The organism is Candidatus Binatia bacterium, from assembly GCA_029248525.1.
Taxonomy (GTDB): domain Bacteria; phylum Desulfobacterota; class Binatia; order UBA12015; family UBA12015; genus UBA12015.
This window is the reverse complement of the sequence record JAQWJE010000008.1, coordinates 291,724-306,132: the sequence shown is the minus strand read 5'-3', so window position 1 is coordinate 306,132 and position 14,409 is coordinate 291,724. Positions and strand designations below refer to the sequence as shown.

10 protein-coding genes are annotated in these 14,409 nt (G+C 59.4%); 1 reads left to right on the top strand and 9 read right to left on the bottom strand.

Features of this window, described 5'->3' with window-relative positions; all coding sequences use genetic code 11:
• Positions 1-7 precede the first annotated feature (7 nt).
• Genes glnD through mutS form a run of 3 tightly spaced genes read right to left on the bottom strand, consistent with a single transcriptional unit; the run spans position 8 to position 6,637 of the window.
• Positions 8-2,761, bottom strand: a complete 2,754-nt coding sequence (glnD, locus tag P8K07_02050; protein ID MDG1957304.1) for a [protein-PII] uridylyltransferase — start codon at positions 2,759-2,761, stop codon at positions 8-10.
• Positions 2,761-3,993, bottom strand: coding sequence for an N-acetylmuramoyl-L-alanine amidase (locus P8K07_02045; protein ID MDG1957303.1), 1,233 nt, complete (start codon positions 3,991-3,993; stop codon positions 2,761-2,763). The genes glnD and P8K07_02045 overlap by 1 nt, the downstream gene beginning before the upstream one ends.
• Complete coding sequence (gene mutS, locus P8K07_02040; GenBank protein ID MDG1957302.1) at positions 3,980-6,637, bottom strand: DNA mismatch repair protein MutS; 2,658 nt, start codon at positions 6,635-6,637, stop codon at positions 3,980-3,982. Before mutS ends, P8K07_02045 begins: the two co-directional genes overlap by 14 nt.
• 207 nt (positions 6,638-6,844) lie before the next feature.
• Between mutS and P8K07_02035 the strand changes: the two genes are divergently transcribed.
• Positions 6,845-7,771, top strand: a complete 927-nt coding sequence (locus P8K07_02035; GenBank protein MDG1957301.1) for a sialate O-acetylesterase — start codon at positions 6,845-6,847, stop codon at positions 7,769-7,771.
• Here P8K07_02035 and P8K07_02030 read toward each other — a convergent pair.
• From P8K07_02030 to P8K07_02005, 6 genes are all read right to left on the bottom strand, one after another.
• A complete protein-coding gene (locus P8K07_02030) occupies positions 7,768-9,363 on the bottom strand; it encodes a VWA domain-containing protein (GenBank protein MDG1957300.1) in 1,596 nt (531 codons plus the stop codon). The genes P8K07_02035 and P8K07_02030 overlap by 4 nt on opposite strands.
• 2 nt (positions 9,364-9,365) lie before the next feature.
• Positions 9,366-10,811 (bottom strand): sigma 54-interacting transcriptional regulator, encoded by a 1,446-nt coding sequence (locus P8K07_02025; GenBank protein MDG1957299.1) that lies wholly within the window; start codon positions 10,809-10,811, stop codon positions 9,366-9,368.
• A 40-nt stretch (positions 10,812-10,851) separates the two neighbouring features.
• Positions 10,852-11,334, bottom strand: a complete 483-nt coding sequence (locus tag P8K07_02020) for an HIT domain-containing protein (GenBank protein MDG1957298.1) — start codon at positions 11,332-11,334, stop codon at positions 10,852-10,854.
• A 1-nt stretch (position 11,335) separates the two neighbouring features.
• Positions 11,336-11,677, bottom strand: a complete 342-nt coding sequence (locus P8K07_02015) for an integration host factor subunit beta (protein ID MDG1957297.1) — start codon at positions 11,675-11,677, stop codon at positions 11,336-11,338.
• On the bottom strand, positions 11,674-12,552 hold the full coding sequence (gene sppA / locus P8K07_02010; protein ID MDG1957296.1) for a signal peptide peptidase SppA: 879 nt from the start codon (positions 12,550-12,552) through the stop codon (positions 11,674-11,676). Before sppA ends, P8K07_02015 begins: the two co-directional genes overlap by 4 nt.
• A 98-nt stretch (positions 12,553-12,650) precedes the next feature.
• The gene (locus P8K07_02005) at positions 12,651-14,384 is read right to left on the bottom strand and encodes a 30S ribosomal protein S1 (GenBank protein ID MDG1957295.1); all 1,734 of its coding nucleotides are present in this window, start codon (positions 14,382-14,384) and stop codon (positions 12,651-12,653) included.
• Between the last annotated feature and the right edge of the window lie 25 nt (positions 14,385-14,409).

Here is a 14,409-nt window from a genome sequence, read left to right as displayed (position 1 = left end):
GACGGAATCAGCTCCCGCTGCCGCCCGAACTACTCTTCAAGGCTTCGCTATCCTGATACTCCGCTTCGAAACTTTCCAGAGACTGCATCAAGGATTCGCGAATTTCTGCCTCGCGCGTCGGTTTGGATCCGTCCAACTCGCGCACGAAGAAGATATCCACCGCCTGTCCCACGTTGGTCGCAATCTTCGCCAGATGAACTTTCAAGCCAAGGTCGTGTATTGCTTCGGCTACCCGATGCAAGAGACCCACCCGATCCGGCGCATATACGTCGAGCAGGAGATTTTCCTCAGAGGAATCGGCGTCCGCGACGATCGTTGTGATCGCCCGGCTGGGTCGCTTGCGCCGCAGCAGGCCCGATTCGCGAACCTTGCGAAGGCGGGCGCCAATATCGGCCTCCCCCGCCAGAACTTCCCGCAGGAAGACAACCAAACGGGACCAGCGTTCGTCGTCCATAGCCAGTTCCGGCCCATCCGCGTGCGAAATGCGAAAAGAATCCAAAGCAAGCCGGCCGCGTGTCGTGGAAATTCGCGCCGTCAGAACGCTCATGCCAAACGCCGCCAGAGCCCCGGTCAGAACAGCAAATAATCCAGCCCGATCCGGAAGAGCTACGGAGAACTCGGTAAAACCCCGCTCGGGAACGTGACGAACCTGCGAGGCAAAACCCTGCGCCTCCGCCGCGACCACCAAGTCGGCGTGATCGGCAAAAGAAGTCTCCGGCGTGGCCACCACGTAAGCGTCATCCATTTGGTCCAGAAACGACGCCAAAGCCTTTTCGGCGGCGGCGCCCCCTTCCCCGTGCGCGTCAGCCAACGCGCGGGTTCGGATGCGCTCCACACGCAGGTTCCGGTCCTCGGGCTCAAAACCGCGCGTGAAGACCTCCGAGGATCGAAGATACGCCTCACTGAGCAGCAGGTCTTTCCACTGATTCCACATCTTGGGATTGGTCGCCCGCATATCCCCGTAGGTGAGCAGAAAGAGTCGACGCAATGTCTCGGGAGACCCGACCATTCGCGCCAATTCAAGGACCGTTTTCTCATCGTTCATATCTCGTTGCTGGGCAAAGAGCGCCAGTACGAGATGATGGCGCACAAGGAATTGGATCTCGGCACATGAGTCGTCATCCAGCCCGAGACGCTTGCCGATTTCACCGGCCATCTTCTCACCGATTTCAGAATGGTCGCCGCGCAATCCCTTTCCGGCATCATGCAACATCATCGCGAGGAAAAGCAGGCCGGGGTCTTCCACCTCGCGCATGACCTCCGTGAGCAATGGTAATTCTTCCGCCAGATCACCTCGACGCAGTCGCTCAAGCTCACGAATGCCCATCAGCGAATGTTCGTCGACGGTATAAATATGGAAATGGTTCCGGCGCACGAGGCAGACAAGATGCTCCCATTCCGGAAGAACTCGCTCCAGCAACCGGAGCCTGTGCAGTTGGTGGACGGTCTCGTAAACACGCCATGGGGAACGAAGAATTGCCAGAAAGTTTTCGGCGGTGCGGGGATCGGCGCGCTCGTCTTCCCCAAAGAGGTGGGCGTTCTCGCGAAGCGCCGACTGCAGACTCGCCGCCAATTTGACGCCATGCCGCTGCGCATCGCGCACGACACGCAACATTTCCAGCGGATCCTCCCGGAAAATAGAAACAGATGACACTTCCAACGCATTGTTCACGATCTGCACACCTGGCCGGATCGTTCGGGCCATGACCTTCCCGATCAAACGATAGGGAGGTGCCGGGTTCATGACGTTCTCGACGATGCGCTCAGCAAATCGCGTGATGACCGAGGCATTACGGTAGTAATCTCCGAGGAAGTTTTCGACAGGCTCGAAAAAACTTGGCGTCACCTCGCCATACCCCAGGTCGGCGGCCACTCGATCCTGAAGCTCGAAGGTCAATTGATCTGCATGAGAGGCAGTCAGGAAATGCAGAGAGTTTCGCGTCCTGAACAAATAATCCCGCGCCGCCAGAATCTCGAGGAGTTCCCCGGCGGTCAGGACGTCCTTGCTGACCAGATCTTCAATTGCCCGAATACCGAAGTGCACCTTCGATAGCCAAAGCGCGGTATGGTAGTCTCGCAGCCCCCCACGCCCCTCCTTGATCTGAGGCTCCAATAGATAAATGGAATCTCCAAACTCCTCGTGGCGCTGGGTACTTTCATCCAGCTTGTCCCGAAAAAATCGCGAGGGGGCCTTGCCTACAATATCACGCTGCAACGCTTGCTCGAATTGCTCCGTGAGACTCTCCGAGCCGCATAGATATCGAGCATCCAATAACGAGGTTTTGATCTTCAGGTCGGTCGCCGCCAACCGCACGCAATCTTTCGAGTTTCGCACCGCATGACCGACCTGCACCCGCGCGTCCCAAAGCGCGTAGAGGATGCTCTCAGTCGTCGCTTCCGCAAATGGAGTGATCTTGTGCGGCAGGAGAATCAGAAGGTCGATATCCGAGTAAGGATTCAGTTCCGCCCGTCCATACCCACCCTGCGCCAGAACGGCCAACTCCTCCCCACCCTGCACATAGCGCTTGCGCCAGGTGCAGGCGGCAGCGTCAAAAAGGAAACAGATCAGCAAGTCGAAGTTTTTCGTGTAATACTCGACGACCGCGCTGCCCCCGGCACCCGCTCGATGCCACTCCTCCGCCTTCTCGCGCAGTTCCTGAATGTAGGCCAGCGCGATCCCCCCCAACTCCCCCGCCGATTCCGGTGGTGGCAGCGAGACCCCCTCAGGTGCCTCGCTCGGAGCCGTTCCGGAAGTCGCCATCAGAGGTTCTCCAGAGACGATACGCCGGCCGAGGAACGGAGGAATCGTTTGATGCCGCGCGCAAGTCCTTCGGCGAGATCATTCTGGTAGCGCCGGGTCGAAAGGCGTTGCCCTTCGACCGGATGTGTCAAAAATCCCACTTCTACGAGAATACACGGCATATAGGCGCCGACCAGCACGTAAAAAGGTCCCTTTTTTACGCCCAGATTCTCTACAGACTTCCAGCGGGAGGATAAATAGCTGGTGGTCTCCTCCTGTACCGCCTCCGCGAGACTCCAGGACTCCTTGGCCTTTCCGGTCTGCAGCATATCGCTGAGAATGAACGCCAGATCGCCTTTCTTCCCCTTGGCTCCTGTCAACGCCAGACCATTCTCCAGAGCGGCAAGGCGGTTGGTGGCCTGATCATCCGTATTGTTCAGAGTGTAGGTCTCGATCCCGCGCGCCAGTCCATCGGCCGTCGCGTTCGCGTGGAGAGAAATAAAGAGATCTGCACTCCGCGCATTTGCTATCCCCGCGCGATCCTCGAGCGAAACCGAGCGATCACTGTCTCGCGTCAGGGTCACATTGATCTGCGGATCGGCGCCCAGTCGTTGCGCCAACAACTCCGCGATCCGCAGAGTCACTTTCTTCTCGGACTCTCCCGAAACACCGACGGCACCAGGGTCCCGACCGCCATGACCCGGATCGAGAACGACACGAAATGGACGTGTCGCTACCACCTCAGCCGACTTCGAGGCTTCCGGTTTCGACGGCGACTTTTGCTCGGCTTTCGATACCCTGGCCCCCGAGGCCTTTGGCGGGGGTTGGCGCAGCGAAAGAATCAAACGTGGGGGGTTTGCGGCTGTCCGCACATCAAAGAGCGCAGGTTGGCGCAGGTCGACGACGATACGCACAGTGGTCTTGTCGAATTGACCGATCCGAATTCTCTCGACGAGTCCGTCCTCGACCTTGATTGGCTGCCGCGCGATCGCCGAACCCAGACGTGCCGGCTTCAAGTCGACATAGGCACGAGGAGGCAGACCCCGAGCCTTGTCCGGCGGCGCGGTATGGGAACTGAAATCGACCGCCCCCTTCACGCTGACCACGATCTGGGCGGATCCGCCACTGACCTCCCAGCCCACACGTTCGACAATTGCCTGATGGCGGATTTTAGCCGCACGAACATCCCCACCGAGCAAGGTCGTCAGGGTTATTCCCACCCAAAACAAGAAAGACCGGCTAGAAATCTTCACGACGAGCCTCCGTCACGAGAGCGTGCAGTCGGTTCAAGGCCTCCAGCGGTGTCATGGCATCCACTTCGATCGAAGCAACCGACTGACGAAGGGTTTCTTCGGGACCGCTGAACAGCTCGATCTGCGCGGTGGGCGCACTCGTGGCCGAAGCGAGGCCTTCGGCTCCACCTGGTCCTTCTCCCGATTCCAATTTCCGCAACAAGTCGCGGGCTCTCGCCACCACGGGGTCAGGCACCCCGGCCAGACGAGCCACCGCGATCCCGTAGCTCCGACTCGCGGGACCATCCACAACCTTGCGGAGAAAAAGCACATCGTCTTTCCATTCACGCACCGTGACCGATGCATTCACGACCCGGGGATGGCTCTGTGCGAGGGCCACCAGTTCATGAAAATGCGTCGCGAAGAGCGTCTTTGCATGCGCCCCCGGTGCCGGCTCGAAATCATGCAGGAATTCAGCCACAGCCCATGCGATAGCGATCCCGTCGTAGGTACTCGTCCCCCGGCCAATCTCATCGAGAATCACCAGCGTTCGCGAAGTGAGATTGGACAGAATTGCGGCGGTTTCCTTCATTTCCACCATGAAGGTCGAGTCCCCTGCGACCAGATCATCGCCCGCGCCGACGCGGGTCCAAATTCGATCGGTCAGAGAGATCCGTGCCGAGGCGGCAGGGACAAAACTGCCGGCATGCGCCATCAGGGTAATCAGGGCGACTTGGCGGAGGTATGTACTCTTACCGGCCATATTGGGGCCCGTAATGATCATCAGCTGTCGATCGGTCTCGTCCAACTGCGTGTCATTCGAGACAAACGACCCGGCCGCCGAGGTGCGCTCCACGACAGGATGCCGCCCCTCCCGAACGTCGAGCGAAGTCCCGCGATGCAGTTCGGGTCGGACATAGTTGCGTTGATGTGCGACATCGGCCAAGCCGAGGAGAACATCCACAACCGCCAGGGCCGCCGCCTGTGCGGTCAGGTGCACCTCCTGACCACGAACCAGCTCGAGGACTTCCTGAAAAATTTCGGCCTCGCGTTCGCGACAGCGTGCGTCCGCCGTGCTCAGTTGCTGCTCGAGATCCTGTAGCTCCGGGGTTGAGAATCTCTCGCTCGAGGCAAGCGATTGCCTGCGAACAAAATGATCAGGAACCAGCGAAAGGTTCGGCTTGGTGACGTCGAAAAAATAACCCAGAACGCGATGGTGACGGATCTTGAGCGAGCTGATCCCGGTCGACGACCGCTCTCGGGATTCAAGCTCCGCCAGCAATTGCTCGGCGTCACGACCCAACCCGCGCAATCGATCGACCTCGGCATCCGCCCCCGGACGAACAACCCCGCCATCGGTCGCGTGCACGGGCAATTCATCTGCGAGCATAGCTGCAAGGTGCGCACCGAGCCCTGCCGGGCTCTGTGCCGAATCGGCGAGAGAGACCAGCAGGGATGTCTTGCCCGATTCGATCAGAAGCTCAGGAACCGACGCCGCCGCGTCCAGAGCCCGCCCCAAACGCGCGGCCTCGCGCGGACCGGCGCGACCAACACCAAAGCGCGCCACCAGGCGTTCGAAATCGCCGATGGCTTTCAGCTGGGTGCCCAGTTCGCGCCGCAGCCCCGGAGACTCGATCAGGCTCTCGATGGCATCCAGACGCTCGCTGATTCGGCCGAGGTCCTGCAGCGGGTAAAGGAGCCAATCGCGCAAATGCCGCGAACCCATCGAGGTGCAGGTCTCATCAAGAACCCACCACAGCGAGCCATGGGCGGTACCCGAACCTCCCTCGACCACCGCCAGATTCCGGCGCGAGCGCTCGTCGAGAAGAAGATGATCGGACATCTCATAACGAATCGGCGCGCGCAGATGCTCGAAGCCGCAACGCAAGGTCTCGGCGATATAGGCCAATGCTCTTCGCAAGGCTTCCCGCTCGGCCGGAGAGAACTCGTCCCTGCGCCCTTCCAGATGCCTGTCGATCTCGTCGTCAACGCGTGGCGCCCATCGCGCATCCGGCGCCCCTCGCGGCGAGACTGCTGGCGTCACGCTGCTGGCGAGTCCTTCCAGATCCGTATCGTCCGGCGGGAAGAGAACTTCGCGAGGAGCGATCCGTCCGAGTTCTTCGCGGGCAGCTTCCAGGCCGGGCGCCAGACAGACCCGCAACTCCCCCGTCGAGATCTCCACAGTCGCGATACCGACAGCATTTCCGTCGCTGTGACGAACCATTGCAGTCAGGTGGTTCTGGCGCGTCTGAACGAGTCCTTCGCCCTCCTCGAGAACCGTTGCGGGCGTAATGATTCGAACGAGATCTCTCTCCACCAGCCCGGGCGCAGCCGCAGGGTCGCTCACTTGATCACAAATCGCCACATTCAAATCGGCCGCAAGCAGCTTGGAAATATAGCCTTCGACAGCATGATAGGGGACGCCACACATCGGGATCGGATTGGGATCGCCCTTGTTGCGGGAGGTCAGTGTTACCTCGAGGATCGGAGCGGCCCGTTCGGCGTCTTCGAAGAATAATTCGTAGAAATCACCAAGGCGGAAAAACAGGATCGCATCGCCGGCCTGCTCCTTGATGCTCAGGTATTGGGCGAGCATCGGAGTGAGCTTCTTTTTACGTCGGCCCCCGTCTTTTTCGGCCTTGCTTGTCTGTGCGCCTGCTCCCACCAAATCAACCTGCTTCTGTTTGCCTTGCAGAGATACTATCCGCAAACGCCGGGGGCAATTTGGTTTGGTACTCGACTTTTCACCGGCCCGTGCATCGACCGCCGCGCCCTGCCAGAGGGATTCTACCCACCTTGATCCCGCAAAAACCCCGGCCCCCGAGCGAAATCCGCTATGGCGATTAGTGAGAATCGTATACGGATACAGTATATGACAATGAGTTTGCGCTTGCTCGCGGGTTTGTTGGCAATTTCCGTGACATCAACATCCGCCGATGCCACCGACTTCCACCTCTATCTCCTGTCGGGACAATCCAACATGGAAGGGTTCGGGCTGATCGATAAACTCCCTCCCACGCTTGCCCAGCCACAAAATGAAGTTCTGATCTTTCACGGCAATGCTGCCGCAGACGGTTCCCCCGCCGGAGGAAACGGCATTTGGGCAACACTGAGACCCGGACACGGTCATCGATTTCGATCCGACGGCACCAGCAACAAATACTCTGATCGCTTCGGGATGGAATTAACTTTTGCCCAAACGATCGCTGGACGCTTCCCCGACAGACGGATCGCCATCCTGAAATATGCCAACGGCGGGACCTCCATCGACCCCGCCGCCGCCAAGAAGTTCGGCTGCTGGGACCCGTCCTTCGAACCAACGAACCAGTTTGATCATTTTCTCAAAGCCCTCCACCCAGCAAGCGCAGACAAGGATATTGACGGCGATGGGGAACCGGACAAATTGATCCCGACAGGAATCGCCTGGATGCAAGGGGAAAGCGACGCCAACCATACGCCGGAAATCGCCGACCGCTATCATGCCAACCTGAGCCACTTACTTGGAGAGGTCCGGCGGACTCTCGGCAAGGACGACTTGGACGTTGCAATCGGGCGTGTCTCTCCGTCTCAACTCCCCGAACATTTCTGGAAGCATCTCGATCGAATCAGGGCGGCTCAAACTCACTTTGCCCGCGAAGACGAAAACACCGTCCTGATCACCAGCAGCGACGGATACGGGTTCTCGGACTTCTGGCACTTCAACGCAGCCGGCTATATCGACCTCGGTAAAGCATTCGGCAACGGCTTGGCCGACCTTGAACTGCGCGAGACGAAGCCCGACGATCGGCTCCTCGATTAAAGCCTTTTGGTCTTTCGGCCCAGATAATCGACCATCAGGTAGGATCCCAGCTGGTCGGGCCGGGTATAGAGCGCGCGGCCCCGATTAATTCTTGTCATCTCGTCCACGAAGGCCCGCAACCCGGCAGAATCGTCCAGCATGAAGGTATTGATGGTGACGCCGCGTCGCGTGAGGCGCGCGACCTCTCCCAAGGTGGCCTCGGCGGCCCGTCGCGATACGCCGCCCATGGACATCGGCCACTCGCAGTGGAGTTGCCCGCCCACATAATATGCCGTGGGCTGCCCATCGGTGATGACAATAATTTGCTGGTTCCGGCCGGCGTGACGCTGCAAGAGGCGCCCCGCCATCCTCAGACCATCCTGCAGATTGGTAAAGGGGTCGCCCATGCTCCAGGTCGCCTCAGGCAGCGTCAACGGCGTCAGCTCGACGGCCTTTGTATAGAACCCGACCATTCCAAAATAATCATTGGGAAACCGAGTCCGCACCAATGTTTCGAGCGCCAGCGCGACCTTCTTCGCTGCCACAAAGCGGCCCTCCCAGCTCATCGACCAGCTCATGTCCAGAAGCAGGACCGTCGCGACCGATGTCTCCTGCTCTGTTTCCCGAATCACAAAATCCGAGGGTTCGAGGTTGAGCGGACTTCCGCCCCCTCGTCGCACCGCCCCCATCAATGTCGGCACGAGTGCCAATCGCAAGGGGTCGCCAAAGTCCCACGGCCTCACACGCTCGAGAGACGGCGCGCCGGCTCCTGTCTGTCGCGACTCGTGTCCACCCGATCGATCGCGCATCAAGTCCTCGTAAATATCGCGCAATGCCAACTGACCAAGCTTTCGCACCGCCTGCGGGGTCAACTCAACACGCCCTTCTCTCTCCCGCAGGTGCCCAGACTCCTGAAGCATCAGAACCATACCCTGCAGAGCCTCGAGCCCCGCCTGCGCCTCGGCTCCGAGCAGGCTTCCCAGGTCGGCCGGATCGACAGACGATAGATCGCCGTTGGCCAACGCCTCCTCCAGCCGCTCAAGGGCCTCGAGACGGTCGAGAAACTCCAGCGTCTGTTCGAAATCCAGGGACTCGGGCCCGCGCAATCGTCGCGAGAGGCGCCGCTGGGCCTCCTCTACCCGCCGAATCGAGTCCAGATCCGACGCCATTCTTTCCAACTCCCGTTGGGCTTCCGCTTCGGCAAACTCATGCCTCGCAAGGATCCGCTCCAACGCGGTCGAAAGCTTACCGCCCAGGTCATCGAGAAAGGCTTGTTCCTCTCGGCGACGCGCCTCATCTCCCGCCGAGGTTTCACGAGCTTGTCTCTCGCTGCGCACTGCCTCGTCGAAGCGCTCGCGAAGCTCGTCCAGCGCACGGTCCAGATTCACGGATTCTTCGAGTCGGCGCCGTTCCTCAGCCAACTCTTCGCGAAGTTCATCGAGGCCGATGAGCCGCGCCTCGGCCCCGTCAAAACCGTCACGGAGCAGCATCTCCAGAGCGGCCGTCGCATCGTCGGTCCGGGACAAGGCATCGGCAAACGCCTGAAAAATCTCGTCCGGATCGAGCCGTAATTCCTGTCGCCCGTCCCAGGCAATATATCGTGCAACCCGCATGATCAGGCCGTAACCGTTTCACCGTAGCGGACCTTGTCAGCGCGCGTCCCGAAAGATTCCTTGTTGAGTTTCTCGTTCAGATGAAGACCTTCGAGGAGAAACTCGACCCAGGACGCCAGTATCGCCGGCTCTTCGGTAACGGCAAGGTGACGAACCGCATCGCCCAGCCCCTCGATTCCCTCGAGAGCCTCACCATATTCATCCGAAGGCATTGCATCCGAAACCTCAACCCCGCCACCCGCAGCAAACCATTCCTGGACTGCCGCCAACCCCTCCATCGGCGGGAGTTTCTCGAACTCGTCGCGCACAGCACAACCCAAAAGCCTCTCCAGCAGGCGCACATCATCGCCCAAACCCTCGGCCCCGTACTCCAGCTCCACCTTTCCGAGCATTGAAGCCGCCACGGCAGGAAGGTCGGAGACACGCGGGACGATCACCGACTCGCTGTTTCGGACGGATCGTCGCTCTGCGTTTGCGAGCAATGTCTCGAAGTTGTTGATGGTCACCCGGACACTCACGCCGGAGCTCTGGTTGATCTCGGGAGCTTCACGCGCCGCGAACGTGAGCCGAGCGATAATCGACTTCATGAAATCCGGCACAAGCACGGTGCGGTCGCCGCGAGACTCCAGATCAACCTCCTGATTGAGGATGGCGATCTCTGTCGCAAGATCTCTCGGGTAGTGGGTCCGAATCTGTGCGTCAAAACGGTCCTTGAGCGGGGTGATGATACGACCCCTGCTGGTGTAGTCCTCCGGGTTCGCAGTCGCGAGCACGAGCACATCGACCGGGAGTCGCACCGAAAATCCACGAATCTGCACATCGCGCTCCTCCATCAGGTTAAACAAACCCACCTGAATTTTCTCCATCAGGTCCGGCAGTTCATTGATCGCAAAGATGCCGCGATGAGCTCTGGGGACCAGCCCGAAATGGATCGCCTCCTCATCATCGAGATGTCGTCCCTCGGCTATCTTGATCGGATCAACTTCACCGATCAAATCGGCCATCGTCACGTCCGGGGTCGCCAATTTCTCGTTATAACGATCCTCCCGCGAAACCCAGGCGACTTCTGTTGCGTCGCCCAGAGCCGCGATTTTTTCTCGACACGCTCTGCAAATCGGGGCGAGCGGGTCGCAATGAAGATCGCAACCCGCCACGATCGGTGCTTCGGCATCCAAAAGAGAGACCAAGGCACGTATCAGTCGTGATTTCCCCTGCCCACGCTCCCCTAGAAGCACCATATGGTGACCGGAGAGAATTGCGTTTTCAATCTCGGGAAAAACACTCTCCTCGTACCCCAACAAGCCACCCGCCAGACCAACTCCCGATTCCATCCGACGAATCAGATTCTCACGGAGTTCCTGACGGATCGGGCGAGATTGGTAGTCCGAGCTCCGGAGGGCTCCGAGGGACACAGGTCGGGCGGAATTCGACGGGTTGGAATCATCCATGCACCATCATGCCGCGAGCGGCGGGGTCAGAGCAAGACGATCAGAAGTGGGGGCGAAACATATCGTAGCTGGCTTCGAGATGCTGCGGCATCACACGCGTCTCCCCCAGCACCGGCATGAAGTTGGTGTCGCCGTTCCAACGCGGGACGATATGCCAATGGAGGTGATCCGCAATTCCTGCTCCAGCGACCGCTCCGAGATTGATACCCACGTTCATCCCATCGGGCGAAAGCACCGCGCGAACCACGTCGCAGGCTCGACGCAGACCTGACATCAGAGCCTGATAGCTGTCCACGGAGATCGCCGTGAGGTCGGCCGTATGTTGGCGGGGAGCCACCATCAGATGCCCATTATTGTAGGGAAACCGGTTAAGCATCACCACGAAGTCTTCTTCGACAGAGAGCACCAGCGCGGAGCGCAAATCCGAAGAGTGCGGCAACTCGCAAAAGATACAAGCCGGCTTTGGACCATCGTCGCCAACGTACTCCATGCGCCAAGGCGCCCAGAGCGGAGACTCCGGCACTCTAGATCGCCTCTTCCCCGGAAGAATCCAGCGGACTGGAGGGCTCTATGCTGGGAGCCTCGGTTTCGGCATCCACTCGTTCCCGGAGTTCCTTGCCTGCCTTGAAGAAAGGTACCCGCTTGGCCGGAACTTCGACTGAAGCGCCCGTCTTCGGGTTCAGACCAGTTCGAGCATCGCGATTCTTCACGATAAAACTACCGAAGCCGCGAATCTCGATTCTTTCGCCGCGCACCATGGAGCCGGAGAGCGTCTCGAAAACGGCATTTACCAAACCTTCGACTTCCACCCGAGGGAGATCTGCCTGTGCGGCAATGACTTGCTCGATCAGTTCGCGCTTGGTCATCGCTCAAGCTCCGAGGCCGACAGGAACCCATCGGAAAGAATCGGCATCCGCCACAGCAAAGTTGTCGTGTTGGTAGCTGGTGCTCCATCCAGAGCGGTGAGAAAGCCCATCAAGCCCTTGGGGAGCAGAGCGTTCTGCGCGGATCCCTCCATAATGGCCTGCAACCACCAGGGCCCTTTTGCCTCACGGAAATGGACGATATTGGGAACGCCCTCAATCCCGCTTTCCTGCGCGGCAAGAGCGATCGCATCCTCGTATCCACCGAGCACGTCCACCAGGCCCACTCGTTGAGCTTCGGCACCGGTGAAGATCCTGCCTGTGCTGACGATCTCGATCTGATCAGGGGTCAGAGGCCGGACGGTCTTTACATCGTCAATAAACTGCTGATGGATCTCGTCAGCCATCGCCTGAAAGATTTCGCGTTCGGCATCGGTCGATCGGCGAAAAGGAGAGCCCATATCCTTGAGTCGGCCGGCCGTGATCACTTCGGACTGGACGCCGACTTTTTCCATCAGACCAGTCACATTAGTGAGAGAGAGGATGACCCCGATCGAACCCGTCAAGGAACCCGGGTTGGCAACCACAGTGTTCGCGGCGGCAGCCACGTAATACCCGCCCGAAGCAGCCACCGAGCCGAGACTGGCGATTGTCGGTTTCAGGTCACTGAGTTCGCGCAGGGCCTGATACATCTCCTGCGACGGGGCCACCTGCCCACCAGGTGAATCAACGCGAACGATGACCGCCTTTACGGAAGCATCGTCCCGGGCACTCTGGATCGAGCTGACGAAATCATCAGACGATGCAATCTCGCCGGTAAGGTGCACAACCCCAATCGACGGGCCGGCAGACCACGACGAGTCTCCGCCTTTTCCCACTCGGCCTACAAGATAGGCCGAGAGGAAAAAGAGAAGGACAAAACCAAAGAGCAGGCCAAAGGCCCTTCTCGAGGGAGTACCTGCCACGGTCCCTTCGCTCAGCCGTCCGACTCGGGCTCGCCCTCGGTTTTCCTTGGCGTCACGCTTTGCAGCTGTTCACCAAGAGAATCCCCGAGCGTAAAGCGTCCGCCCTCGCCCTCGCGATCCATATAAGCGGCCATCTCGGCCCGCTCTTCGGTCCGGCGCAATGCCCGCACCGACAACCCGATCTTGCGTTCCCGCAGATCGATATTGAGGATCTCGCATTCGATGACTTCGCCGACCTGAAAATGCTCTGCTGGTCGATCGATGCGCTCGTTGGCGATCTGCGAAACGTGCACCAGACCCTCGATGCCTTCTTCGATTTGAACGAAGACACCAAAATCCGTCACGCTCGTGACCGGACCGGTAATCTTGGAGCCATTCGGGAAACGACTCTCGAGACCCTCCCAAGGGTCGTTCGACAATTGCTTCACACCGAGAGAGACGCGCTCGTTCTCGACGTCCACTCCCAGCACGATCGCATCGATCTCGTCGCCCTTGTTGAAGAGTTCCGACGGGTGGCGGATCTTCTTGGTCCACTGCAGATCCGAGATATGCACCAGACCGTCGATGCCGTCCTCGACTCCGACGAAAACACCGAAGTCCGTAATGCTCTTGACCACACCCTTGATCTGGCTCCCAATCGGGTGGTTGAGACGAACCGTCTCCCAGGGGTTGGGCTCGACCTGCTTGAGACCGAGCGAAATCCTGCGGTTCGCGGGGTCCACATCGAGGACCTGAACTTCGACCTCGGCCTGGAGTTCCAGAAGCTTGGACGGGTGCGTGACCCGCTTGGTCCAGGACATCTCCGAAACGTGGATCAATCCCTCGACACCCTTTTCCAACTCGATGAAGGCACCGTAGTCGGTGAGGCTGACGACCTTGCCGGTGGCGCGGCCACCGATCGGATAGCGGCCTGCGGCCTCCACCCAGGGATCCGGCTGAATCTGCTTCATCCCCAGAGAAACACGCTCTCGCTCGGGATCGTATTTCAGTACAACGACTTTGACCTGATCACCCGCCTCGATCACCTCGGAGGGGTGCGAGATCCGGCCCCACGACATATCCGTGATATGCAGCAGACCATCGATGCCACCGAGATCAACGAAGGCGCCGTAATCGGTGATATTCTTGACCGTGCCCTCGAGGATAATCCCCTCTTCGAGCACGCGCAGGGTCTCTTCCTTGAGGGAAGCTCTTTCCGTCTCGAGCACGCTACGTCGAGACACAACGACATTACCCCGTTGACGGTTGAACTTCAGGATCGCGAACCGGCCACGCTGACCAATAAATCGATCCAGGTTTCGGGTCGGGCGCAGGTCGGCATGCGACCCGGGCAGGAAGGCTCCAACGCCGATATCGACCTTGAGTCCACCCTTGACCTTACCGACGATCAGACCCTCGACGGGCCGACCTTCGTTGTAGGCTATTTCCACTTCGCCCCAGACCTTGGCCTGCTCAGCCTTGATCCGGGAAAGCTTCACAATCCCCGTTTCGCCGTCACTGCCTTCAAAGAAGACCTCGATCTGGCTGCCTACTTCAACCTCGGCGTTACCTTCCCGGTCCCGGAACTCCGCAATGGGAACCTGACCTTCAGATTTATAACCGATATCAACTGTCACGAAGCCGTTCAAAACCTGAACCACTTCTCCAGTGACAACCTCGCCCGGCTTCACGGACTTCAGGCTCTCCTCGAAGAGCTTGCTGAAATCGTCGTCAAGCATCGACGGATCGTCGTTTTCACTCATCATTCCAGTTACTGCCTCCTAAACGGGG